The organism is Nocardioides humilatus (genome assembly GCF_008373755.1).
Classification (GTDB): domain Bacteria; phylum Actinomycetota; class Actinomycetes; order Propionibacteriales; family Nocardioidaceae; genus Nocardioides; species Nocardioides humilatus.
In genome coordinates this window covers 472,709-497,541 of sequence record NZ_VUJV01000001.1, presented here as the reverse complement: position 1 = coordinate 497,541, position 24,833 = coordinate 472,709, and the positions used below count along the sequence as shown (strand labels likewise).

Here is a 24,833-nt window from a genome sequence, read left to right as displayed (position 1 = left end):
GCCCCGGCCTGTCGCGCACTTCAACGGGGAAGTACGGCGAGGAGGGCACGGCGAGCGATGAGACTTGAGATCAAGGGCCTGACCAAGCGGTTCGGCAGCTTCACGGCCAACGACCAGATCGACCTGGTCATCGAACCGGGTGAGATCCACTGCCTCCTCGGCGAGAACGGGGCCGGCAAGTCGACCCTGATGAACATGCTCTACGGCCTGCTCACGCCGACCGAGGGCGAGATCCTCCTCGACGGTGCCCCCACCGACTTCCAGGGTCCCGGCGACGCTCTCGCGGCCGGGATCGGGATGGTCCACCAGCACTTCATGCTGGTGCCCGTCTTCACCGTGGCCGAGAACGTCATGCTCGGCCACGAGAAGACGCGCGGCGCCGGCATCCTCAACCGGGAGGCCGCGCGCAAGCAGGTGCGCGAGCTCTCGGAGCGCTACCAGCTCCACGTCGACCCCGACGCCCTCATCGAGGACATCCCCGTGGGTGTCCAGCAGCGCGTGGAGATCATCAAGGCTCTGGCGGGCAACGCCAAGATCCTCATCCTCGACGAACCGACCGCGGTGCTCACGCCGCAGGAGATCGACGAGCTGATGGGCATCATGCGTGAGCTCAAGGCCCAGGGCACCTCGATCATCTTCATCACCCACAAGCTGCGCGAGGTGAAGGCGGTCGGCGACAAGATCACCGTCATCCGACGCGGCAAGGTCGTGGGCACCGCACCGCCGACCGCGTCGGAGGCCGAGCTGGCCGAGATGATGGTGGGTCGCTCGGTGGAGCTGGCCGTCAGCAAGGAGAACAAGATCGGCGGCGACGCGGTGCTCCGCGCCTCCAACATCACCGTCGTCGACCCCCGAGGCCACCTGGTCGTCAAGGACGTGTCCTTCGAAGTGCGCGGCGGCGAGGTCCTCGGCATCGCCGGGGTCCAGGGCAACGGTCAGACCGAGCTCATCAAGTCGCTGCTCGGGCTGGTGAAGCCCGACGCCGGCAAGATCGAGCTCGAGGGCAAGGACATCAGCAGGCACGGCCCGCGCCAGAGCCTCGCCGAAGGCATCGGCTACGTGCCCGAGGACCGCTCCCACGACGGCTACGTCGGATCCTTCAGCGTGCGCGAGAACCTGGTCCTCGACCTCTACCGCACCAAGGAGTTCTCGGCAGGCCCCGCGCTCAAGCTCGACGCGATCACGGCCAACGCCAAGCACCGCATCGAGGAGTTCGACATCCGCACCGAGACGCCCGAGACCCCGGTCGCGTCGCTCTCGGGCGGCAACCAGCAGAAGGTCGTCATCGCGCGGGAGTTCTCCCGGCCGCTCAAGGTGCTCATCGCCTCCCAGCCGACCCGCGGTGTCGACGTCGGTTCGATCGAGTTCATCCACAAACGGATCATCCGCGAGCGCGACCAGGGCACCGCCGTCCTCATCGTCTCGACCGAGCTCGACGAGATCTACGCCCTGTCCGACCGGATCGCCGTGATGTACGACGGCCGCATCGTCGCCACCGTCTCGCCGGACACGCCGCGCGAACAGCTCGGTCTGCTGATGGCGGGCGCCACTCCGGAGGTGAGTGCCTGATGGCCATGTCCCCGACGCCCGAGGCGATCGTCCCCGACACCGAGCCGGCCGCCAAGCGCGACGTCAGCTCGTGGCTGCCGACCGTGCGCGACACCCTGCTCGCGATTGCGCTGGCGCTGACGGTCGGCGCGTTCCTCGTGATCGTGTCCGACGAGCAGGTGATCGACGCGTTCAAGGACCTCATCGCCTACCCGGGCTCCTTCCTCATCTACGCCGGCGACATCGTGAAATACTCCGCCGAGGCCGTCTGGGACGCCTACTCGGCACTCGTGCGCGGGGCGGTCGGTTCCGGGCCGGCCCTCCAGCGCACGCTCGAGCGGTCGGCGCCGCTGATCTGCGCGGGCCTCGGCGTCGCGATCGCCTTCCGTGCCGGCCTGTTCAACATCGGCGCGCAGGGCCAGGCGCTCGTGGGCGCGCTGGCCGCCGGCTACGTCGGCTTCACCTACGACCTGCCGGCCGGCATCCACCTGGTCGCCGCGATCGCCGCGGGTCTGGCCGCAGGCGCCTTCTGGGGCGGGCTCGTGGGCTGGCTGAAGGCGACCTCGGGCGCGCACGAGGTGATCACCACGATCATGCTCAACAACGTCGCGCGCTTCGTGGTCCTCTACTTCCTCGCGAAGGAGGCCTTCCAGAAGCACAACAGCGACAACCTGATCACGCCGCCGCCGATGGACAGCGCGACCTTCCCGACCGTCGGCGGGCTCCACCTCGGCATCCCGCTGGCCGTCGTTGCGGCGGGTGCGGTCTGGTGGATCCTCGACCGGAGCAAGCTCGGCTTCGAGCTGCGCGCCGTCGGGGCCAACCCCGACGCGTCGCGCACAGCGGGCATGAGCACGACGAAGGTCTACATCATGGTGATGGCCATCGCCGGTCTGCTCTCGGGCCTGGCGGCCTGCATGACCGTGCTCGGCCTCCACCAGTCTGTCACCGACCAGGTCGTCGGCTCGGTGGGCTTCGACGCGATCACGGTGGCGCTCCTCGGACGCGCGACCCCGCTCGGTACCGTCCTCGCCGGCCTGCTCTTCGGAGCCCTGTCGGCTGGCGGTCTCGGCATGCAGGCCTCCGCCGGCGTGCCGCCCGAGCTCATCCAGGTGATCCAGGCGCTGATCGTCCTGTTCGTCGCTGCGCCGGCGCTCGTGCGCAACTTCGGCCGGATCAAGAGACGCCGCACCAAGAAGTCATCCGTCGAGACCGAGGGAGCAGTGGCATGACCGACGTACTCACGCCTCCTGCCGCCACGGCACCCGAGCCGTCCGAGCCCCAGGTCCGGGACCGGGCCGACGTACGACGTCAGGTCAAGCTGCTCATGGTCCTCGGCATCGTGCTGCTCGCCGAGATCTGGTTCAAGCTCAAGATCGACGACCCCCAGGTCAGCCACCTCTTCAAGGGCCCGCGGACGCTCGAGAACCAGCCCGTCGAGTTCAGCGGCACCCCGATCTCGTGGACCGCCGTGGCCATCACCGTCGTGGCGCTGCTGCTCGCGGCCCTCAACCGTTATCCCCGCCGCGTCGGGGGAGTAGTGCTCAGCGTGCTCGTCGGGCTGGGCTTCTACGGCGCCTTCCTCATGTGGGCCTACGCCGATCCGTCCGGCGCCTTCGCCCCGGCCATCACCAGCCCGATTCCCGGCACGATCCGGATCGCCACGGCGATCGTCTTCGGTGCCCTTGCCGGGGTGCTCTGCGAGCGCGCCGGCGTCGTCAACATCGCGATCGAGGGCCAGTTCATCGCGGGCGCGTTCTTCGGCTCGGTCTTCTCGAGCTTTGCGGTCGCCAACATCGCGGCGATCCCGATCTTCTGGTGCCCGGTCTTCGGCATGCTCGGCGGCATCCTCGCCGGCGTCGGCGTTGCAGCGCTGCTCGCCTTCTTCGCGCTGCGCTACCACGTCGACCAGGTCGTCGTCGGTGTCGTGCTGGTCGCGTTCGGCTACGGCATCACGAGCTTCCTGCTCGGTCAGATCCCGTCGGACCAGAAGGCGACGCTCAACAACCCGCAGCTGCTCGAGACGGTCGAGATCCCGGTCCTGCACAAGATCCCCTACATCGGAGAGCCGCTCTTCGGCCAGAACCTGCTCGTCTACGTGATGTACCTGTCGGTGCCGCTCGTGTGGGTCCTGCTGTTCCAGACCCGCTGGGGACTGCGCGTCCGGTCCGTGGGTGAGCACCCGAAGGCCGCCGACACGGTCGGCATCAACGTCAACCGCACGCGGTGGCAGGCCGTCCTTCTCGGTGGTGTGTTCGCCGGCCTCGGCGGGGCGTCGTTCACCCTCAACACGGGTGCCTTCGACAAGGAGATGACCGCAGGCTTCGGGTTCATCGCGCTCGCAGCCGTGATCATGGGCCGCTGGCACCCGGTCGGCGCCGCCTTCGCGGCGCTGCTCTTCGGGTTCTTGCAGAACCTCAAGGACCAGCTCGGCATCCTCGGCGACAAGGTCCCCGGCGACCTGCTGTCCGCGTTGCCCTACCTCGCGACGATCATCGCCGTCGCCGGGTTCATCGGCCGCGTGCGACCCCCGGCGGCCGACGGCCAGCCCTACATCAAGAGCGACTGACCGGTGGCTGTCGATTGGGAGGCGCTGCGGGTTGCGGCGACCGAGGTCTCCGCGCGCGCGTACGCGCCGTACTCGCGCTTCCACGTGGGTGCCGCGGGGCTCGCCGACGACGGTCGCCTGCTGGTGGGCTGCAACGTCGAGAACGCCGGCTACGGCGTCACCCTCTGCGCCGAGTGCGGACTCGTGTCCTCGCTCCACGCCACCGGTGGTGGTCGGTTGATGCACGTGGTGTGCGTCAACGGGTCGGGCGAGGTGATCATGCCGTGCGGACGCTGCCGGCAGATCCTCTACGAGGCCGGTGGCGCGACGCTCGAGCTGATGACGCCCGAAGGTGTGATGACCATGGCCGAGGTGCTGCCGCTGGCCTTCGGACCCGAGGACCTGGCTGAGGTGGAGGAGAAGTGACGGGGCACGACGCGGTCGAGGTGATCTCGACCAAGCGCGACCGGGGCACGCTGAGCAAGAGCCAGATCGACTGGGTCCTCGACGCCTACACCCACGGGGTGGTGGCCGACGAGCAGATGTCGGCGCTGGCCATGGCGATCCTCCTCAACGGCATGGACCGCCGCGAGATCGCCGACTGGACCGCCGCGATGATCGCGTCGGGGGAGCGGATGGACTTCTCCGCCCTCTCGCGGCCGACCGCCGACAAGCACTCGACCGGGGGGGTCGGCGACAAGATCACCCTGCCTCTGGCTCCGCTGGTGGCGGCGTGCGGCGTCGCCGTACCCCAGCTTTCAGGGCGCGGGCTCGGCCACACCGGTGGCACGCTCGACAAGCTCGAGTCGATCCCCGGGTGGCGCGCCGCGCTCTCCAACGACGAGATGATGGCGCAGCTCGAGTCGGTCGGCGCGGTCATCTGCGCAGCCGGTGACGGCCTGGCGCCGGCCGACCGCAAGCTCTACGCGCTGCGCGACGTGACCGGCACCGTCGAGGCGATCCCGCTGATCGCCTCCTCGATCATGAGCAAGAAGATCGCGGAGGGCACCGGCGCGCTGGTGCTCGACGTGAAGGTGGGCTCCGGGGCGTTCATGAAGGACGTGGACCGGGCGCGTGAGTTGGCCGAGGTGATGGTCGCGCTCGGCACCGATGCGGGGGTGAAGACCGTCGCGCTGCTGACCGACATGGACGTGCCGCTCGGCTACACCGCCGGCAACGCCATCGAGGTCACCGAGTCCGTCGAGGTGCTCGCCGGCGGCGGCCCGGCCGACGTCGTCGAGCTGACCTTGGCCCTGGCACGCGAGATGCTCGCCTGCGCCGGTGTCACCGACGTCGACCCGGCCGACCGGCTCGCCGACGGATCCGCCATGGACGCGTGGAAGGCGATGATCCGGGCACAGGGCGGCGACCCCGACGCGACGCTTCCGGTGGCGAAGGAGTCGCACGTCGTGACCGCCGAGGCCGACGGCGTCCTGACCCGCCTCGACGCACTCGCCGTCGGCGTGGCCGCGTGGCGGCTCGGCGCCGGTCGGGAGCGCAAGGAGGACCCGGTGCAGGCCGGTGCCGGCATCGTCTGGCACGCCCGCCCCGGCGACTCGGTCACCGCCGGACAGGCGCTCTTCACGCTCCATACGGACACGCCCGAGCGGTTCGACCGGGCGCTGGCCGCCCTCGACGGCGGCTACTGGATCGACGAGCCCGGGACGGCCTACGACGCCCGGCCGATCGTCATCGACCGGGTCGACTGACCCCGGGTCGTTCGAGGATCAGCTGGGGAGGAGCAGGACGACGGTCTCGGCGACGCACGCCGGCCGGTCCTGGCCCTCGATCTCGATCGTGTGGCTGACGGTCAGCTGCTTGCCGGCCGGCACGTCGGCGACGCTCTGGATGGTCACGTGGACGCGGATCCGGGAGCCCACGAGCAGCGGGGCGGGGAAGCGGACCTTGTTGACGCCGTAGTTGAGCTTGGCGCCCGGAGTGGCCAGCTTGAAGACCTGGCTGCCCATCCACGGCACCAGCGCGAGGGTCAGGTAGCCGTGGGCGATGGTGCCGCCGAAGGGGCCGTCCTTCGCGCGCTCGACGTCGACGTGGATCCACTGGTGGTCGCCCGTGGCATCGGCGAACTGGTTGACGCGGCGCTGGTCGATCGTGACCCAGTCGCTGGTGCCGACCTGCTCGCCGGCAGCGGCCTCGAGCTCCTCGAACGTGCTGAAGACCCGCATCACCGTCTCCTTCTTGCCATGGTTGACCTCGTAGGAAGAATGTCGGCATGGAACCTACAGGTATGCCGACGATCGACGAGCTGAGGTCCGCACCCAAGGTCCTCCTCCATGATCACCTCGACGGCGGATTGCGGCCCGCGACGATCATCGAGCTGGCCGCCGAGGCCGGTCACGAGCTCCCGGCCAACGACGCCGTCGAGCTCGGCGCCTGGTTCGCGGAGTCTGCCGACTCGGGATCGTTGGTGCGCTACCTCGAGACCTTCGAGCACACCGTGGGCGTCATGCAGAGCGAGTCGGCCCTCGCGCGGGTGGCGCGCGAGTGCGTCGAGGACCTGGCTGCCGACGGCGTCGTCTATGCCGAGATCCGCTACGCGCCCGAGCTGCACGTCCAGCGCGGCCTTGCCCTCGAGCAGGTCATCGGAGCCGTGGCCGAGGGCTTCGCGCAGGGGGTGGAGGCGAGCGGCGGCAGGATCGTCGTACGCCAGCTGCTGACGGCGATGCGGCAGGCGGCGCCGTCACTGGAGATCGCCGAGCTCGCGGTGCGCTATCGCGACAACGGGGTCGCGGGCTTCGACATCGCGGGGCCTGAAGCCGGGTTCCCGCCGACCCGCTTCCTCGACGCGTTCGACTACGTCCGCCAGGAGAACGGGCATGCGACCTGTCACGCCGGTGAGGCATTCGGGCTGCCGTCGATCTGGGAGGCGGTCCAGTGGTGCGGCGCCGACCGGCTCGGCCATGGCGTGCGGATCATCGACGACATCGCCGTTGCCGACGACGGAACTGCCAAATTGGGGCGGTTGGCGTCCTACGTCCGCGACAAGCGGATCCCGCTCGAGATGTGCCCGTCCTCCAACCTGCAGACGGGTGCGGCCGCCTCGATCGGTGAGCACCCGATCGGGCTGCTCGCCGACCTGCGCTTCCGGGTCACCGTCAACACCGACAACCGGCTGATGAGCGGCACGTCGATGACCAAGGAGCACCAGCTCCTGTGCGAGGCGTTCGGGTGGGGCCTCGACAAGGTGGAGTGGCTCAGCGTCAACGCGATGAAGTCTGCCTTCTTGCCCTACGACGAGCGCTACCGGCTGATCATGGACGTCATCAAGCCCTGGTACGCCGACCACCGCTGAGGTTCAGACGACGAACCAGAAGTACGACCAGCCGGCCACGCCGACCCGGTGCTGCGTCCACCTGTCCCGGGGGACGGTGACGAGCTCGCCTCGCGCCGGGTCGAAGAGTCGTACGGCGTCCTCGTGGTGGACCTCCTCGAAGGCGAGGACCACGTGGCGGGGGAGCCAGCGGTTGCCGAGGTAGACGGCGACGGGCCGCCTGCGGACCTGCTCGACCAGCACGTCGAAGCCGACCTCTGGGCGCGGCCGCACGTTGACGGCTGCGATGCGCTCGGCACCGATGAGCGACGTGAAGGCGTTGGCGACGGCCCAGGGCGGGGTGCCGAGTCGGCGCGGCCACGGCATCTGGAAGCGGTCGCGAGCGCTGTGGGTCGACGTCAGCCGCTGGTGGGTGCGAGCGATCTCCGCAGGGACGTCCGGAGGGCGCCAGGAGGGCTCCAGGAGCATCCGGGCGGCCACGACGCTGGTCGGGCCGCAGGAGACGCTGTCGGGCTGCTGGAGGGCCCCGGGAAGGACGTCAGTGGGCCAGTCCACGTTTGCCCGGCTGTCGGTCGCCGGCGTGGGCGGCGACGATCTCGGTGAAGGCCTTGTCGCCGGTCGCGACCCGGCACCCGGCATCGACCGCACGTCGTACGACGTCGCGCTGCGCGCGCGCCAGCGCCAGCCCTCGTCGCATCAGCACCAGCGGCGGCTTGCGGTGCTCGCGCAGGTCACGGCTGAGCCGGCGCCAGAAGGTCACGGCGCGGTGCTGGGTCACGCAGTAGGCCGCCTCCAGGACGCCCGCTTCACGGCAGGCGCGCACCACGTCGGGGGCGAAGATCCCCTCGGCGCAGAACACCGCGGCATCGCCGATGTCGAGACGCTGCGCACCGGTGCGGCGGCTCTCGGAGATCGAGTAGACGGGCACGTCGGTCGCTCCGGTACGGCACAGCTCGAGCAATGCCGCCTCGGCGTCCTCGCAGTGCCACGTGCCGGGGTGGTCCCAGTCGACCAGGCCCGCGTTGGCGCCCTCGTGGATCAGCGGGAGGCCCGGCTCGTCACCGTCGCGGTAGAAGTCGTCGAGCCGTAGGGTCGGCCACCCGAACCGGTCCTCGAGCCGCTGCGCGAGTCGCGACTTGCCGGCCCCGGAGGGACCGGCAAGCACGATCACCTTCGCCACTAGACGCCGATCGGGTGCCAGACCGTCTTGGTCTCGACGAAGTCCGTCATGGTGGACAGGGCCGGGTCGGCACTCCAGTCGGGCTCAGCGGCAGGCGCACGTCGTACGCGCTTGAGGTTGTCAGCGGCGGCGACCTCGAGGGCGGTGGACAGCTCGTCGTCACCGGCGACCCCACAGAGGTCGATCGCGTTGACGTCCATGTGGGCGGCGAGCCAGGGGCCGAGAGGGGCAGCGTCACCGGTCAGCACGTTGACGACGCCACCAGGCACGTCGGAGGTTGCCATGACCTCGGAGAACGTGACGGCCGGCAGCGGCCGGGAGTACGACGACACGACCACCGCGGTGTTGCCGGTCACGATCACCGGTGCGACGACGGAGACCAGGCCGAGGAGCGACGACGACTGCGGCGCGAGCACGCCGACGACGCCGGTCGGCTCGGGTGCCGAGTGGTTGAAGAACGGACCCGCGACCGGGTTGGCGTTGCCGACGACCTGGGCGAGCTTGTCGGCCCAGCCGGCGTACCAGACCAGGCGGTCGATCGCCTCGTCGACCTGGCGGCCCGCGGCGGCAGCGGTGCCGCCCTCGGACTGCTGGACGGCCTGCACGAACTGCGCCCGGCGGTCCTCCATGACCTCGGCGATCCGGTAGAGGATCTGGGCCCGGTTGTAAGCCGTGCGGCTCGACCAGCCGGGGAACGCCTTGCGAGCGGCGACGACCGCGTCACGCACGTCCTTGCGCGACGCCAGCGCGGCGTTGGCCACGAACTTCCCCTTGCTGTCCTGGACCTCGTAGGAGTGCCCCGACTCCGAGCGCGGGAACGCCCCGCCGATGTAGAGCTTGTAGGTCTTGCGCACGTCGATCCGAGCCATCACGCACCAGCCTTGAGGTAGGCGGAGAGGCCCTGACGGCCGCCCTCGCGTCCGTAGCCGGACTCCTTGTAGCCGCCGAACGGGCTGGCCGGGTCGAACTTGTTGAACGTGTTGGCCCACACGACGCCGGCACGGAGCTCGTTGGCCATGTGGAGGATCCGGGAACCCTTCTCGGTCCACACGCCGGCAGAAAGGCCGTACGGCGTGTTGTTGGCCTTCTCGATCGCCTCGGACGGGGTCCGGAAGGTCAGCACCGACAGCACCGGTCCGAAGACCTCGTCGCGCGCGATCCGGTGGGCCTGGGAGACGCCGGTGAAGACGGTCGGCGGGAACCAGAAGCCCGCGCTCGGCAGCTCGCACGGGGGAGCCCAGCGCTCGGCGCCCTCGTCCTCGCCGATCTCGGCGAGGGCCCGGATGCGGGCCAGCTGCTCGGCGGAGTTGATGGCGCCGATGTCGGTGTTCTTGTCGAGCGGGTCGCCCACGCGCAGCGTGCCCATGCGGCGCTTGAGCTTGGCCATGACCTCGTCGGCGACCGACTCCTGCACCAGGAGGCGCGAGCCGGCACAGCAGACGTGGCCCTGGTTGAAGAAGATCCCGCCGACGATGCCCTCGACCGCCTGGTCGATGGCCGCGTCGTCGAAGACGATGTTGGCGGCCTTGCCGCCGAGCTCGAGGGTCGCCTTCTTGTCGGAGCCGGCGATGGCACGCGCGATCGCCTTGCCGACCCCGGTCGAGCCGGTGAAGGCGACCTTGTCGACGTCGGGGTGGGACACGACCGCCTGGCCGGTGTCACCGGCGCCGGTGACGATGTTGACGACGCCCGCCGGGAGGTCGGCCTGCTGGCAGATCTCGGCGAAGAGCAGCGCGGTCAGCGGCGTGGTCTCGGCGGGCTTGAGCACGACGGTGTTGCCGCAGGCGAGGGCGGGGGCGACCTTCCACGCGAGCATGAGCAGCGGGAAGTTCCAGGGGATGACCTGGCCGGCGACGCCGAGCGGCTGCGGGTTGGCCCCGAGGCCGGCGTATTCCAACTTGTCGGCCCAGCCGGCGTAGTAGAAGAAGTGAGCGGCGACGATCGGTACGTCGACGTCGCGGCTCTCCTTGATCGGCTTGCCGTTGTCGATCGACTCCAGGACGGCGAGCTCGCGGCTGCGCTCCTGGATGATCCGGGCGATCCGGTAGAGGTACTTCGACCGTTCCTTGCCGGGCATCCGCGACCACGTGCGGAAGGCGCGACGGGCGGCCTTGACCGCCTTGTCGACGTCGGCCGCGTCGGCCTCGGCGATCTCGGCGAGGGTCTCCTCGGTGGCCGGGTTGATCGACTTGAACGCCGATCCGTGGCCATCGACGAACTCGCCGTCGATGAAGAGGCCGTAGGACGGCTTGATGTCGACGATGCTCCGGGACTCAGGAGCCGGTGCGTACTCGAACGCCATGGTGATCAGTCCAAGGTGAAGTAGTCGGGACCGCTGTAGCGGCCGGTGGTGAGCTTGGTGCGCTGCATCAGCAGCTCGTTGAGCAACGTCGAGGCGCCGAACCGGAACCAGTCCGGGGTCAGCCAGTCAGGTCCGGCCACCTCGTTGACCATCACGAGGTACTTGATGGCGTCCTTGGAGGTGCGGATGCCGCCGGCGGGCTTGACGCCGATCTGGACGCCGGTGGCCTCGCGGAAGTCGCGGACGGCCTCGAGCATCACCAAGGTGACGGGCAGCGTCGCCGCCGGCTGCACCTTGCCCGTGGAAGTCTTGATGAAGTCGCCGCCGGCGAGCATGGAGAGCCACGAGGCGCGACGTACGTTGTCGTAGGTCTGGAGCTCGCCGGTCTCCATGATCACCTTGAGGTGGGCATGGGTGCCGTCGGCACGCTGGCAGGCCTCGCGGACCGCCACGATCTCCTCGAAGACCTGGAGGTAGTGGCCCGCGAGGAACGCTCCGCGGTCGATCACCATGTCGATCTCGTCGGCACCCGCCGCGACCGCGTCGCGGGTGTCGGCCAGCTTGATCTCCATCGACGCGCGCCCGCTCGGGAACGCGGTCGCCACCGCAGCCACGTTGACGTTGTCGCCGACGACGGCCTTCACGTCGGCCACCATGTCGCCGTAGACGCAGACCGCCGCGACCGACGGACAGGTCGGGTCGGCGGGGTCGGGCCGCAGCGCCTTGTTGGCGAGGGCCCGGACCTTGCCGGGGGTGTCCTGTCCCTCGAGCGTGGTCAGGTCGACCATCGTGATCGCCAGGTCGAGCGCGTGCGCCTTCGCCGTGGTCTTGATCGAGCGGGTGCCGAGCTGCGCGGCGCGCGCCTCTGCGCCGACCTGGTCGACGCCGGGAAGGCCGTGGAGGAAGCGTCGCAGCGAGGTCTCGCTGGCGGTGACGTCGGCATAGGCCGCGAGCCCCGGTGACGACCCCTGGTCCGTGGAGACAGTGGGTGGCATTGACCCAGCATAGAGTTGTGGAGTTGTCAGACAAGAACTCTCGAATAACGATCCGGCGGGGCCGTCGCGAGGCTGGTGTCCCGACTCAGACCGCGCCGCTGCAGCTCGATCCGTTGGGGTCGATGACATCCCGGATCGCGACGTAGTCGAGGTCGCCGCCGCAGTCGATCTTCTTGTCCTTGGCGCCGTCTTCGGCGTCGAGGCGGTCGGTGCCGGCGAGGCCGTACATCGAGTCGATGCCGTCCCCGCCGATGATGAGGTTGTCGCCGCCGTTGCCGGTCAGCGTGTCGGACCCGGCGCCACCGATCAGGTTCTCCACGTTGCCCCGGATCGTGTCGCGTTCGCCGGTCACACCGTCGGCCTTGCCGCCGTCGTCGCCGGCGCCCGTGCCGATCGAGGCCACGACCGCGGTCGAGCGCGACACGTAGAGGACGGTGTCGGTCCCGGTTCCTCCGTTGAACAGGTCGCTGTGGTCGCCGCCGTCAAGGTTGTCGTCGCCAGCGCCCCCGGCGAGCTGGTCGTCACCCTCGCCGCCGGTCACGTTGTCGTCACCGTCCCCGCCGCGGAGCAGGTCGTCGCCCTCGCCTGCGGTGAGGCTGTCGCTGTCCTCGCCGCCGACCAACAGGTCGTCGCTACGGCCGCCGACGAGGAAGTCGCTGCCTTCGCCGCCGTCGAGACGGTCGTCGCTGCCTTCGCCGAGGAGGTAGTCGTCGCCGTCGCCCCCGCTGAGGGTGTCCTCGCCGCTGCTGCCGCGCAGCTCGTCGCTTCCGTAACCGCCCTCGATGGAGTCGGAACCCGGTCCGCCGATGAGCTTGTTGTCGGCCGAGCTCCCGACCAGGTGGTCGTCGCCGAACCCGCCCGTGAGGTACTCGACGTCCGTGCCGATGCTGTCGCGAGCGCCGAGCGGGCCGTCCTCGTCGGAGCCGTCGTCGCCCGCGCCCCCGGTCAGGTCGACCTCGAGGGCAGCCTCGTGGTCGGCGTAGGTGACGGTGTCGATACCGCTGCCGCCGCAGATCGTGTCGGCCCCATCGAGGCCGGAGATGATGTCGTGCCCTCCGAGCCCGGCGATCACGTCCGGTCCCGACGTGCCGGTGAGCACGTCGTTGCCGTTGGTGCCGGTGATCGTGGCGGCCCGGCCCTGGCACTCGCTGTAGGCCGGTCCCCAGGCCGGGTCGAAGTCGAGCGCGCCGTTGACCGTCAGTTGGGAGAGCCCCGCGCCGAGGGGATTCATCCGGTAGATCTCGTAGTCGCCGTCCTGGGTGCTGGTGTAGGCGATCTTGTCGCCCTCGGGTGAGTAGGTCGGTTGGATGTCGACGCTGCTCTGGATGGTGATGCGGAGCGGGCTCGAACCGTCCACGTTCATCCGGTAGATCTCGTAGTTGCCGGCGATGATGCTGCTGAACGTGATCTCGTCGCCGTCAGGGGAGTAGGACGGTCCTTCGTCGTCGATGGTGTTGCTGGTCAACGCAACGACCCCGGAGCCGTCGGCGTTCATCTCGTGGATCTCCCAGTCGCTGCTGAGATCGGGACGGCTGGCGAAGGCGATGGACTCTCCGTCGGGGGAGTAGACGGGGTGGGCCTCGTAGCCGCCGTTGTCGGTGAGGCGGACCAGGTCGCTGCCGTCGGTGTTCATCCGGTAGATCTCGCCCGCGCCCCCGCCGGGTCCGCTGGTGAAGATGATGTGCTGACCGTCGGGGGAGAACGACGGTTCCAGGTCGTAGTTGTCGTTCGTGGTGAGTCGCGTCTGGTTCGTGCCGTCGGCATTCATCACGTAGATCTCGTGCTGGACGACCGCTCGGCTGCTGGCGAAGACGATGTAGCGACCGTCAGGCGAGAACGACGGGTCCTCGTCTGCTGCCGAGTTCGACGTGAGCCGGGTCTGTCCGGTCCCAGTGCCGCTCATCCGATAGATCTCCCGGTTGCCGTCCCGGTCGCTGGTGAAGGCGATCTGTCCGTTCACGCCCGGATTGATCGACGGGGCGGTGGTGTCGAGGGTGGCCGGGTGGGCCGCGGCTTGGTCCAGCGGACCAGCGGTGCTGACGAAGCCGCCAACGAGGATGCTGCTCGCGAGCAGAGCGAACGTGCGCATGGAAACCTCCGGGGAGCGCGGGTGGGATACCCACCCGAGGAGGCCTTTCGACGGTATCCGCGGCGGGCCACCGGGGACATGGCCAGTAATGACCATGCCCCGTCATAGGGTTGCCGGATGGCCGAGGAGCAGACCGAGTGGTTCACGACCTGGGGCGGACGCGTCATGGGCATCGTCGGGCTGGTCGTCGTGGCCTTCTTCCTCCTCGCCGGTGTGACGGGCTGGGGCGGCGACTACCACCCGGCCGCCTACGTGGTCCTCGGCCTGATCGCGCTCGTCGACTGGGTAGTGATGCTGCGCCCGGCCGTCGGGATCCGCGGGGAGGAGCTCGTCCTGCGCAACCCGCTCACGACGGTCACCCTCCCGCTCGCTGCGATCCAGGAGGTCGCGATCGGGCAGTTCCTCGCGGTCCTGGTCAGTGGACGGCGCTACACCAACTCCGGCATCGGTCGCGGCCGGAGCGCCGCCAGGCGTGACGACGCCGTCGGCGAGGCCAGCCCGCAGCGCTCCTACGGCGGCCTCATCGAGAGCCGGATCCGGCAACGCGCCAACGACGCTCGGGCCCGCCAGGGGATCGAGGATCGATCCGACGAGCAGGACGCACTGGCTGCCGACGTACGACGGGAGCCGGCGCGGGTCGAGCTCGCGGTGCTGGGTGTGCTCGTCGTGGCGCTCGTCGTGACGCTGGCCGTCTGACCGACTACGGCGTCCCTTCGATGCCCGTGCAGCTGGCCGCGCTCGGGTCGATGGCGTCCCTCTGTGCTGGGTAGTCGAGGTCGCCGCCGCAGTCGAGCTTGGTGTCCTTGATGCCGTCGGCGGCCTGCAGCAGGTCGGCGCCGCCGAGCCCGTAGAGGCTGTCGGCGCCCGACCCGCCGTTGAGGATGTTGTCGAGCCCGTTGCCGGTCAGCGTGTCCTTGCCGCTGCTTCCGATCAGGTTCTCGACGGTGGCGTGGATGGTGTCGCGCAGACCGGCAGGACCGTCGATGACGTTTCCGTCGTCACCGGTGCCGGCGCCGATCGAGGCGACGACGCCGCCGACATCTGCGTTGCCGTAGGTGACCGTGTCGGTCCCCGGGCCACCCACCAGGGTGTCCCCGTCCGGCCCGCCGTCGAGGAGGTCGTCCCCCTCGCGTCCGCGGAGCAGGTCGTCACCCGTCCCGCCGGAAAGGGTGTCGTCCGCGTCCCCACCGCTCAAGACGTCGTCACCACTGGAACCGTTCAGGGAGTCCGCCCCGTCGCCGCCGGCCAACGTGTCGTCGCCGGTGCCCGCGGTCGCTGAGTCGGTGCCGTCGCCGCCGTTGAGGTCGTCATCCCCGCTCGAGCCGGTGAGAGTGTCGTTGCCGTCGTCGCCATGGACGATGTCGTCCCCGGTCGCGCCCGAGAGCGTGTCGTTGCCGACCCCTCCGGAGATCCGGTCATCGCCCGGGCCGCCGCTGATCGTGTTGGCGATCGAGCTGCCGGTGAGCGTGTCGTCGCCGTTGCCGCCGGTGAGCTGCTCGACGTCGCTCGCGATGCTGTCGCGCGCCCCTTGCGGGCCGTCCTCCTCAGATCCGTCGTCCCCGGTCCCGCCCGTCAGGTCGGCGATGACCGCGCCGTCGTGGTTGGCATAAGAGACGACGTCGGTACCGCTCCCGCCGCAGATGATGTCGGCGCCTCCGCGCCCGTCGATGGTGTCGCTGCCGCCGAGCCCCGTGATCACATCGGCGCCCGGCGTCCCGACGAGGGTGTCGCCGGCGTTCGTTCCCGAGATCGTCGCAACCCGACCCTGGCACTCGGCGTAGGCCGGACCCCAGGACGGGGCGTAGTCGATGGCGGCGTTGATGGTGACCCGGACCTGGTCGCTGCCCTCGTCGTCCATCGTGTAGATCTCGTAGCCCCCGTCGCGCGCGCTGGCGAACACGATCTGCTGACTGTCCGGTGAATAGGCCGGGAAGTCGTCGGGGTTCGGGCTGTTGGTGAGTCGGGTCGTGCCGATGCCGTTGGCGAGGATCCGGTAGATCTCGACGTTGCCGTCCCGGTTGCTGGCGAAGGCGATGCTCGTTCCGTTGGGGGAGTACGCCGGCGCGGTGTCGGCCGCATTGTTGAAGGTGAGGCGGGACTGGCTCGTGCCGTCGGTGCCCATCCGGTAGAGCTCCTGGTTGCCGTCCCGGGAGCTGACGAAGGCGATCAGGAGTCCGTCAGGGGAATACGTCGCATCGAAGTCGAGCGCGCTGTTGTCGGTGAGCCGGGTCTGGTCGGTGCCGTCGGCGTCCATGCGGTAGATCTCGGCGTTGCCGTCCCGCTGGCTCGTGAAGACGATCGACATCCCATCCGGTGACCACGCAGGGCTGTGGTCGTCCGCGGGACTCGCGGTCAGCCGGGTCTGGTCGGTGCCGTCGGCATCCATCCGGTAGATCTCCCGGTTGCCGTCGCGCTGGCTCGTGAAAAGGATCTGTCGGCCGTCGGGTGAATAGGTGGGGTCGAGGTCGTCGCCAGCCACGGCGGTGAGCCGGGTCTGTCCGCTGCCGTCCGCACTCATCCGGTAGATCTCGAAGTCACCGTCGCGGGCACTGGCGAACACGATCTGTCCGTTCATGCCGGGAGTGACCGCCGACGGCGGGTGCGGTCGTGCCGGTGCCGCGAGACTCGGTGGAGAGACGGCGGCCAGACCGGTCAGGGCGAGTGCGACAGCACCGAGCATTGCGCGGGCGGGTGTGGTCTGGGTGCGCATAGCGACCTCCCGGGGAGCAAAGGTGGCGCCCGCCCGAGCAGGTCTTGTCGAGGCTATTCAGATGTCCTGGTGCTGGGACATGGTCCGTTGTGACCATGCCCGCACGTCGGGTTCACGCAGGCGGCGGGGTGGCGCCGGTGCAGCTGGCGGCCGACGGATCGATCGCGTCGCGCTGCGCGGGGTAGTCGTTGCCAGCGCCACAGTCGAGCTTCACGTCCTTCGTGCTGTCGGTGGCCACGAGGAGGTCGGTGCCGCCGAGTCCGAGCAAGGTGTCCTTGCCGAAGAAGCCTTCGAGCTTGTTGTCGTCGTCGCTGCCGGTGAGCGTGTCGTCCTGGGCCGAGCCGTAGAGGTTCTCGACCGAGGTCGTGACGGTGTCGCGGTCGCCGATCGGTCCGTCGAAGGCATTGCCGTCACCACCGCTGCTGCCTCCGATCGACACCACGACGCCGGCGCCGTGGTCGAGGTAGCTGGCGATGTCGACGCCGCCGCCCCCGGCGATGTAGTCGCCGCCCCGGGACCCGGAGATCGAGTCGTTGTCGTCGCCGCCATAGAGGTTGTCGTCCCCGTAGCCGCCAGTGACGAGATCGCTGCCGTCGTTGCCGCGGATGGTGTCGTCGCCCTCGAAGCCCCCCAGCTCGTCGTCGTCGTCTCCGCCGACGAGCACGTCGTCACCCGAGTAGCCGAGAAGGAAGTCCTCGCCCACGCCACCGACGAGCCGGTCGTCCCCGGCGTAGCCCACGAGGCCGTTGTCCTGGGAGTTGCCGGTGAGGGTGTCGTTGCCTGGGCCGCCGGACAGGTTCTCGACGTCCGCAGCGATGGAGTCGCGAGCGCCCAGCGGACCGTCCTCGTCGGACCCGTCGTCGCCGATGCCACCCGTCAGGTCGGCGGTGACGCCGTCCTCGTGGTCGCTGTAGGTGACACTGTCGACGCCGCTGCCGCCGCAGATCACGTCAGCCCCTCCGCCGCCAGAGATGAAGTCGCTGCCGCCGAGACCGTTGATTACGTCTGGCCCCGGCGTTCCGACGATGGTCTCGTTAGCCGCGTTGGTGCCGACGATGGTGGCCGGCAACCCCTGGCACTCGACGTAGGCCGGTCCCCAGGAGGGATCGAAGTCGTCCTCTGCACTGTCGATCAGCGCGGGCTCGCCACCCCCCACCTGGAAGACGCCGAGGTCACCACCGCGGTCGCTCACGAACGCGATGACCGAGCCGTCGGGGGAGTAGGTGGGGTCGTAGTCCGACACCGCGTTGTTGGTGAGTCGCGTCGTCGCCGTCGTGCTGACGTTCATCGAGTAGATCTCGCGATTGGCGATGTGGTGGCGCGTGAAGACGATCGTCGCGCCGTTCGGCGACCAGCTGGGCGATTCGTCGACGAGCGAGTTGTTGGTCATCCGGGTCGCGCCGGTGCCGTCCGCGTTCATCGTGTAGATCTCCGACGCGCTCCCGTCACGCGTGCTCCGGAAGGCGATCGTCTCCCCGTCCGGCGAGTAGGTCGGCTGCAGGTTGGACCCGGCGGTCAATGTGAGCCGGACCTGCTGGGTCCCGTCGACCTTCATCCGGAAGATCTCGAGGTCGCCGACGCCGATCCGGTCGCTCGCGAAGAGGATGTAGCGCCCATCGGGTGAGAAGGACGGGGTGAGGTCGTCGGCGCTCGGCGTGTTCGTCAGTCGGGTCTGCCCGGTGCCGTCGGCGTTCATCAGGTAGATCTCGTTGTTGCCGTCGCGGTCGCTGACGAAGGCGATCGACTGACCGTCCGGCGAGTACGACGGGTCGGAGTCACGACCCGGGTCGGTGGTCAGGCGCCCCGTCGAGACCCCCGGGTCGGCCGCGTAGATGTCGACGTTGCCGGCCACGTCGCGCGCGAGCGCGATGGGTCCGTTGACGCCGGGTGAGACCGCCGCCGGCGACGGCTTCGCGTGCGCAGTCGGCGTCAGGAAGGCTTGGGGACCGACCGGGGTGAGGAGCGCGCCCGCCACGAGGGCGGGGGTGAGCAGGCCGAGCTTGCGCATGTGAATGTCCTTCATCGGTTTCGAGCGGGGGGAGGAGTGGCGCCGCTGCAGCTGGTGCCGGCTGGGTCGATCGCGTCGCGCTGGGCGGGATAGTCGAGGCCGTCGCCGCAGTCGAGCTTGGTGTCCTTGACGCCGTCGTTGGCGACCAGGAGATCGGTGCCGCCGAGGCCGAGGAGCGTGTCCTTGCCGAAGCTTCCGGTGAGCACGTTGTTCTCGCCGTTGCCGGTCAGGACGTCGGCGGTGTTGGTGCCGATCAGGTTCTCGACGTTGTTCATGACCGTGTCGCGGTCGCCCACCTGGCCGTCGTAGCTGCTGCCGTCGTCGCCGCTGCCGACGCCGATGGACACGGTCACGGCCTGGTTGTCCTGGTAACCAGCCGTGTCGGTGCCGGGACCGCCGGAGAGGAGGTCGCCGTCGGCGTTGCCCGCGAGGCTGTCGTTGCCCGTGCCGCCGTAGAGGAAGTCTTCGCCGAAGCCGCCCTCGAGCACGTCATCACCCTCGCGACCTCGCAGGGTGTCCTCGCCGGTGTCGCCCCTCAACAGGTCGTCATCCTCGCCGCCGTCGACAGAGTCGACACCGCTCCCTGCGTTCAGGGTGTCGTCGCCTTCGCCGCCGGTCATGGTGTCGTTGCCGCCGCCGCCGTGCACGATGTCCTCGCCGTCGCCGCCTGCGACCACGTCGTTGCCGCTTTCTCCGCTGACGCCGTCGTCGCCGGCGCCGCCCGAGAGCACGTCGTCCCCGGGGCCACCTTCCAGGTCGTTGTCGAAGGAGTTACCGGTGAGCGTGTCGTCGCCGTAGCCGCCGTAGAGGTATTCGATGTCGGTCGCCAAGGTGTCGCGCGCGCCGACCGGGCCGTCCTCGTCGGAGCCGTCGTCGCCGATGCCGCCGGTCAGGTCGGCGGTGACGCCGTCCTCGTGGTCGGCGTAGTCGACGGTGTCGCCGCCCGGGCCGCCGCAGATGACGTCGGCGCCACCGCCGCCCATGATCACGTCGTGGCCCTCCAGCCCGGCGATGACGTCCGGACCGGGGGTCCCGTACAGCTCGTCGTTGTCCGCGGTGCCGGTGATCGTGGCCGGCAGTCCTTGGCACTCCGCGTAGGCCGGGCCCCAGCTCGGGTCGGAGTCCTGAGCGGCGTTGTTGGTCAGCCGGACGAGGCCGGCTCCGGTGGAGGTCATCCGGTAGATCTCGCGGTTGCCGTCACGCAACGTGGTGAAGACGATCGCGGTGCCGTCGGGGGAGTAGGCCGGGTGGTCGTCGTACGCCGGGTTGGTGGTCAACCTGGTCTGCAGGGTGCCGGTCGAGCTCATCCGGTAGATCTCGACGCCGCCGCCCGCGTCACGGGTGCTGCTGAAGAGGATCCGGTCGTTGAACGGTGACGTGGACGGGTAGTAGTCGAAGGCCCCGTTGTTGGTGAGCCGGATCGTCCCGGACCCGTCCGTGTTCATCTGGTAGATCTCGTCGAGCCCGTCGCGCGAGCTGCTGAAGACGATGGCTTGCCCGTCGGCGGTGTAGACGGGGCTCTCGTCGTCGAACGAGCCGTTGTTGGTGAGCCGAGCAGCCGACCCGTAGCCGTCGGTGCGGATCCGGTAGACGTCCTCGTTGCCGCCGCGCGTGCTGGTGAAGACCAGGTACTGACCATCCGGCGAGTACGACGGCTCGGTGTCGGCCGCCGCGTTGTAGGTGAACTGGGTCTGGTTGCTGCCGTCGGCATCCATCACCCAGATCTCGTAGTCGCCGGTGCGGTTGCTCGAGAAGGCGATGTGTTGACCGTCGGGGGAGTAGGACGGCTGCAGGTTGGTGGCGCCCGGGTCGCCGGAGGTGGAGGTCAGCCGGGTCTGGTTGGTCCCGGCCGCGTCCATCACGTAGATCTCGCTGTTGCCATCGCGGTCGGAGACGAACGCGACCTGGCCGTTGGCGCCGGAGGTGACGGCGGGTGCCGGGTCCTTCCCGCCGGCAGTCGTCGGGGTCAGCGCCTCGGCGCCGGCCACGGGGATCAGGAACGTGCACGAGAGCACGGCAGCAGACAGGACCGTCGTACGACGCATCGGAAACCCCTGGGAGCGATGGAATGGTGGGCTCGACCGAGATTCGAGTGATCCGAACCTGTCACACGCCGGCAGAGGCGGCATCGGGGATTTCCCTAGATGCGACTAGCTGCTCAGCCCGGTGCAGCTCGCCGCGGACGGGTCGACGGCGTCGCGCAGCGCCGGGTGGTCGAGGTCGCCTCCGCAGTCGATCTTGGCGTCCTTGGTCCCGTCGACCGCGAGGATCCGATCGCCGCCGGCGAGCCCCAGCATCGTGTCGGCGCCGGGGCCGCCGGTGATCGTGTTGTCCCCGGCGCTGCCGGTGAGGGTGTCGGCGACGTTGCCGCCGACGAGGTTCTCGACCGAGCCCCGGATGGTGTCGCGCTCGCCAGGGGTGCCGTCGGTGGTGCCGCCGTCGTCGCCGATGCCCGCAGCGATCGACGCCGTGATGCCCTCGTTGCGCCCGGCGTAGGTCGCCGTGTCCGAGCCCGGGCCGCCGACGAGCAGGTCGCCGTCCCGGTCACCGTCGAGGACGTCCGCGTCGCCACCGCCGAAGAGCTGGTCGTCGCCCCAGCCGCCGTCGATCGTGTCGTCGTCGTCGCCTCCGCGCAGGACGTCGTCGCTGCGCCCGCCGTCGATCGTGTCGTCGCCCTCGTCGCCGCGGATGACGTCGTTGCCGGTGCTGCCGAAGAGCTCATCAGCGCCGGGCCCGCCGTTGACCACGTCGTCACCCTCGAGTCCGGAGACGAGGTTGTCGTCGCTGTTGCCGACCAGCGAGTCGTCGCCGGTGCCGCCGTACAGGTTCTCGACGTCGTCACCGATGGAGTCGCGCGCCCCGAGCGGTCCGTCCTCGTCCGAGCCGTCGTCACCGGTCCCGCCGGTCAGGTCGGCGGTCACGGGTGCGTCGTGGTCGTCGTAGACCATCGAGTCGAGCCCGTCGCCGCCGCAGATGACGTCGGCGCCGTCGGCGCCGCGGATGACGTCGTCGCCGCCGAGGCCCGCGATGACGTCGGGCCCGGGGGTGCCGTAGAGGTGGTCAGCGCTCTCGGAACCCGTGATGGTCGCTGCCAGGCCCTGGCACTCGGTGTAGGTCGGGCCCCAGGACGGACTGCCGTCGGAGACCCCGTTGACGGTGACGCGGACCTGGCTGCCGCCGCCGGCGCTGAACCGGTAGACGTCGAAGGCGCCGTTGCGGTTGCTGGCGAACGCGATCTGCTGGCCGTCGGGCGAGTAGGACGGTGAATTGTCGTCGCCGGCGTTGACGGTCAGGCGCACCAGTCCCGTGCCGTCGGCGTTCATCCGATAGATCTCATGGTCGCCTGCGCGCAGGCTGGTGAAGGCGATCTGGTTGCCATCGGGGGAGAACGAAGGCTGGAGGTCGTGGCTGGGGGCGTTGGTCAGTCGCGTCTGATCCGTCCCGTCGGTGCCCATCGTGTAGAGCTCGCCGTTGCCATCGCGGTAGCTGGTGAAGACGAGGAGTTGGCCGTCGGGTGAGTAGGCGGGGTCCTCGTCGGGAGCGGCGTTGCGGGTCAGGCGTCGCTGGTTCGAGCCGTCGGCGTTCATCCGGTAGATCTCGCGGTTGCCGTCGCGGCTGCTCATGAACACGATCTGTTGACCGTCGGGCGAGAAGGAGGGCATCGAGTCCTCGCCGCTCGCGGAGGTGAGCTGGTTGAGCTCCGAACCGTCGGCGCGCATCACGAAGATGTCGTAGCCGTTGCCGTCGCGGTTGCTGCTGAAGACGATCCAGTCGCCGTCAGGCGAGTAGGCCGGGTGGATGTCCGACGGGGCCGGGTCGCCGAGGCTGGTGAAGGTCAGCCGGACGACACCGGTGCCGTCGGCTTCCATCGTGTAGATCTCGTAGTTGCCGTCGCGGTCGCTGGAGAAGGCGATCCGGCCATTGACGCCCGAGGTCACTGTCGGTGGCGTCGGCTTGGCGGTGGTCGCAACGTCGGCTGTGGCGCCGGTCGGCGTGAGGTACGCCGTGACGGCGGCCGCGGTGACGAGGAGGGCGAGGGTTCGCATGGTCTGTCCTAGAGGAACGTCGGCCGGGTCTGGCGGGCGGGCGGGTTGCCGAGCGGCCCGCAGCTGGACGCGGCGGGATCTGTGACGCCGACCGTGTCGCGGACGGCTGAGTAGTCGTCGTCGGCGCCGCAGTCGAGCTTGGTGTCCTTGACGCCGTCGTTGGCGATGAGCCGGTCCGCGCCGCCGAGGCCGAACAGGGAGTCGGCGCCGAAGTCACCGTCGATGTAGTTGTCGGCTGCGTTGCCGGTCAGCGTGTCGTTGCCCACGCTGCCGTGGAGGTTCTCGACCGAGCCGCGGATCGTGTCGCGCTCGCCGACCGGACCGTCGATCCTGTTGCCGTCGTCTCCGGTCCCCGCGCCGATCGACGCGACCACGCCGCCGCTGTGGTAGTAGGTGTAGCCGACGGTGTCGTTGCCGCCCCCGCCGATCAGCGCATCACCGCCCGTCCCTCCGGTGAGCCAGTCGGACTCGCCGCCGCCGATCAAGGTGTCGTCGCCGTCGTGGCCGTCGAGCGTGTCGTCGCCCTCGCCACCCTTGATCGTGTCGTCGCCGCCGTAGCCGACTGCGCTGTCGTCGCCGTCACCGAGAGAGATCGTGTCGTCGCCGCCGTAGCCGACTGCGTAGTCGTCGCCCGGGCCCGCGTCGATGGAGTCGTCGTCGTTGCCGCCCTTGATCGAGTCGTTGCCGGCGCCGCCGGTGAGTGCGTTGCGACCGGCGCTGCCGCCGTCGATCTCGTTGGCGAGCGAGTTGCCGGTGAGGGTGTCGCTGCCCCACCCGCCGCTGAGGTTCTCGACGTCCTTGCCGATGCTGTCGCGCGCACCGGCCGGGCCGTCCTCGGCCGATCCGTCGTCGCCGACACCACCGGTCAGGTTCGCGCTGACGTCGCCCTCGTGGTCGTCGTACGACACGGTGTCCACGCCGCTGCCGCCGCAGATCGTGTCGGGGCCTTCCAGCCCACGGATCGTGTCGTTGCCGCCGAGGCCGGCGATGACGTCGGGCCCTGGCGTGCCGGTGAGGGTGTCGGCTCCGCTGGTGCCGGTGATGGTCGCGGCGAGCCCCTGGCACTCGGTGTACTTCGGCCCCCACGAGGACCAGTCGTCATAGCCGGGGCTCGTGGTCAGCCGCACCGCGCTGCCCCCATTGGTGTTCATCCGCCAGACCTCGTAGTCCCCGCTGCGGAAGCTGGAGTAGGTGATCTGGAGACCGTCGGGGGAGTACGACGGCGCGTAGTCGGCTCCAGGATCGAGGCTCAGGTGGGTGACGTTGCTGCCGTCGGGGTTCATCCGGTAGATGTCGGCGTCACCGTCGCGGTCGCTGTAGAAGACGACCTGCGAGCCATTGGGCGAGTACGACGGTTCGTAGTCACCGCCGGCGCTGGTGGTGATGCGCGTCTGGTCGGTGCCGTCGAAGCCCATCGAGTAGATCTCGCGGTTGCCGTCGCGGGTGCTGGTGAAGATGATGCGGCGGCCGTCGGGCGAGTAGCTCGGGCTGTCGTTGACGCCGGAGCTGTCGGTGAGGCGCCGGGTGTTGTTGCCGCCGATCGTCATCCGGTAGACCTCCGAGGCGCCCGACCGGTTGCTGACGAACGTGATGAACTGGCCGTCCGGGGAGAACGACGCCTGCTCGTCGTCGGCGGCGTTGTACGTCAGCCGGGTCTCGGTGCCGCCCTGGGAGCTGACGATGTAGATCTCCTCGTTGCCGTCCCGTTCGCTCGTGAAGAGCACCCAATCGCCGTCGGGCGAGAAGGCCGGGCCATAGTCGTCCGACGGCGGGGTGTCCAGCCCGGCCCCTCCGGTCGTGAGCCGGGTCTGGCCGGTGCCGTCCGCGTTCATCAGGTAGACGGCCCAGAGCCCGTCGCGGATGGTCTGGAACGCGATCTGGCCGTTGACTCCGGGCGTCGTCACGGCCGGGGCGGACCGCTTGTCGGAGGGTCCCGCCGCGGCGTCGGCCGTCGACGCCGCCCAGGGGATGGCGAGTGCGCTGGCGAGCAGAGCGGCAGCGGACAGGACGGACGTGCGGCGCATGAGGACCCCCGGGGAGCTGTGGAGCGGTCACTCCCTTGGGGGAGCGATCAGAACCTGTCACCCCGCAGGCAGGTGGGTCATCGGGGTTTTCCCT

The 24,833-nt window shown here is 69.6% G+C and carries 19 protein-coding genes; 7 read left to right on the top strand and 12 right to left on the bottom strand.

Annotation, left to right across the window (positions count from 1 at the left end):
- Positions 1-57: 57 nt before the first annotated feature.
- The 5 genes from F0U44_RS02270 to F0U44_RS02250 are packed head-to-tail and all read left to right on the top strand — an operon-like array spanning position 58 to position 5,805.
- The gene (locus tag F0U44_RS02270; protein WP_149726619.1) at positions 58-1,569 is read left to right on the top strand and encodes an ABC transporter ATP-binding protein; all 1,512 of its coding nucleotides are present in this window, start codon (positions 58-60) and stop codon (positions 1,567-1,569) included.
- The gene (locus F0U44_RS02265; RefSeq protein ID WP_149726618.1) at positions 1,569-2,780 is read left to right on the top strand and encodes an ABC transporter permease; all 1,212 of its coding nucleotides are present in this window, start codon (positions 1,569-1,571) and stop codon (positions 2,778-2,780) included. Before F0U44_RS02270 ends, F0U44_RS02265 begins: the two co-directional genes overlap by 1 nt.
- Positions 2,777-4,117: an ABC transporter permease gene (locus F0U44_RS02260; protein ID WP_149726617.1), complete on the top strand. Its 1,341-nt coding sequence runs from the start codon at positions 2,777-2,779 to the stop codon at positions 4,115-4,117. The genes F0U44_RS02265 and F0U44_RS02260 overlap by 4 nt, the downstream gene beginning before the upstream one ends.
- Before the next feature lie 3 nt (positions 4,118-4,120).
- A complete protein-coding gene (locus F0U44_RS02255; RefSeq protein ID WP_149726616.1) occupies positions 4,121-4,522 on the top strand; it encodes a cytidine deaminase in 402 nt (133 codons plus the stop codon).
- Positions 4,519-5,805 (top strand): thymidine phosphorylase, encoded by a 1,287-nt coding sequence (locus F0U44_RS02250; RefSeq protein WP_149726615.1) that lies wholly within the window; start codon positions 4,519-4,521, stop codon positions 5,803-5,805. Before F0U44_RS02255 ends, F0U44_RS02250 begins: the two co-directional genes overlap by 4 nt.
- 18 nt (positions 5,806-5,823) lie before the next feature.
- Here the strand turns inward: F0U44_RS02250 and F0U44_RS02245 are convergent, their stop codons facing one another.
- The gene (locus F0U44_RS02245; RefSeq protein ID WP_149726614.1) at positions 5,824-6,279 is read right to left on the bottom strand and encodes a MaoC family dehydratase; all 456 of its coding nucleotides are present in this window, start codon (positions 6,277-6,279) and stop codon (positions 5,824-5,826) included.
- Positions 6,280-6,326: 47 nt separating this feature from the next.
- Between F0U44_RS02245 and F0U44_RS02240 the strand changes: the two genes are divergently transcribed.
- Positions 6,327-7,406, top strand: a complete 1,080-nt coding sequence (locus tag F0U44_RS02240; RefSeq protein ID WP_246160248.1) for an adenosine deaminase — start codon at positions 6,327-6,329, stop codon at positions 7,404-7,406.
- Between the two features lie 3 nt (positions 7,407-7,409).
- Here F0U44_RS02240 and F0U44_RS02235 read toward each other — a convergent pair whose 3' ends face one another.
- The 6 genes from F0U44_RS02235 to F0U44_RS02210 all read right to left on the bottom strand — a co-directional run bounded on the left by F0U44_RS02235 (position 7,410) and on the right by F0U44_RS02210 (position 13,951).
- On the bottom strand, positions 7,410-7,940 hold the full coding sequence (locus tag F0U44_RS02235; RefSeq protein WP_149726613.1) for a hypothetical protein: 531 nt from the start codon (positions 7,938-7,940) through the stop codon (positions 7,410-7,412).
- Positions 7,924-8,550 (bottom strand): ATP-binding protein, encoded by a 627-nt coding sequence (locus F0U44_RS02230; protein WP_246160247.1) that lies wholly within the window; start codon positions 8,548-8,550, stop codon positions 7,924-7,926. The genes F0U44_RS02235 and F0U44_RS02230 overlap by 17 nt, the downstream gene beginning before the upstream one ends.
- 14 nt (positions 8,551-8,564) lie before the next feature.
- The gene (locus tag F0U44_RS02225; RefSeq protein ID WP_149726612.1) at positions 8,565-9,434 is read right to left on the bottom strand and encodes an aldehyde dehydrogenase family protein; all 870 of its coding nucleotides are present in this window, start codon (positions 9,432-9,434) and stop codon (positions 8,565-8,567) included.
- Positions 9,434-10,867: an aldehyde dehydrogenase family protein gene (locus F0U44_RS02220; RefSeq protein ID WP_149726611.1), complete on the bottom strand. Its 1,434-nt coding sequence runs from the start codon at positions 10,865-10,867 to the stop codon at positions 9,434-9,436. The genes F0U44_RS02225 and F0U44_RS02220 overlap by 1 nt, the downstream gene beginning before the upstream one ends.
- Before the next feature lie 5 nt (positions 10,868-10,872).
- Complete coding sequence (deoC, locus tag F0U44_RS02215) at positions 10,873-11,862, bottom strand: deoxyribose-phosphate aldolase (protein WP_149726610.1); 990 nt, start codon at positions 11,860-11,862, stop codon at positions 10,873-10,875.
- 85 nt (positions 11,863-11,947) lie between these two features.
- Positions 11,948-13,951 (bottom strand): DPP IV N-terminal domain-containing protein, encoded by a 2,004-nt coding sequence (locus F0U44_RS02210; RefSeq protein WP_188113280.1) that lies wholly within the window; start codon positions 13,949-13,951, stop codon positions 11,948-11,950.
- A 117-nt stretch (positions 13,952-14,068) separates the two neighbouring features.
- On the opposite strand from F0U44_RS02210, the gene F0U44_RS02205 reads away from it, so the two are divergent.
- Positions 14,069-14,647: a hypothetical protein gene (locus tag F0U44_RS02205; protein ID WP_149726608.1), complete on the top strand. Its 579-nt coding sequence runs from the start codon at positions 14,069-14,071 to the stop codon at positions 14,645-14,647.
- A gap of 4 nt (positions 14,648-14,651) precedes the next feature.
- Here the strand turns inward: F0U44_RS02205 and F0U44_RS02200 are convergent, their stop codons facing one another.
- From F0U44_RS02200 to F0U44_RS02150, 5 genes are all read right to left on the bottom strand, one after another.
- Positions 14,652-16,661, bottom strand: coding sequence for a DUF5050 domain-containing protein (locus F0U44_RS02200; RefSeq protein ID WP_149726607.1), 2,010 nt, complete (start codon positions 16,659-16,661; stop codon positions 14,652-14,654).
- 112 nt (positions 16,662-16,773) lie between these two features.
- Entirely contained in the window at positions 16,774-18,669 is a 1,896-nt protein-coding gene (locus F0U44_RS02195; RefSeq protein ID WP_188113279.1) for a DUF5050 domain-containing protein, read from the bottom strand.
- Positions 18,670-18,680: 11 nt separating this feature from the next.
- Positions 18,681-20,714 carry a DUF5050 domain-containing protein gene (locus F0U44_RS22860; RefSeq protein ID WP_188113278.1) on the bottom strand — a complete coding sequence of 678 codons (2,034 nt, stop codon included), beginning with the start codon at positions 20,712-20,714 and terminating at the stop codon, positions 18,681-18,683.
- A 105-nt stretch (positions 20,715-20,819) separates the two neighbouring features.
- Positions 20,820-22,715 (bottom strand): DUF5050 domain-containing protein, encoded by a 1,896-nt coding sequence (locus tag F0U44_RS02155; RefSeq protein ID WP_149726604.1) that lies wholly within the window; start codon positions 22,713-22,715, stop codon positions 20,820-20,822.
- A gap of 8 nt (positions 22,716-22,723) precedes the next feature.
- Entirely contained in the window at positions 22,724-24,739 is a 2,016-nt protein-coding gene (locus tag F0U44_RS02150; RefSeq protein WP_149726603.1) for a DUF5050 domain-containing protein, read from the bottom strand.
- Positions 24,740-24,833 lie beyond the last annotated feature (94 nt).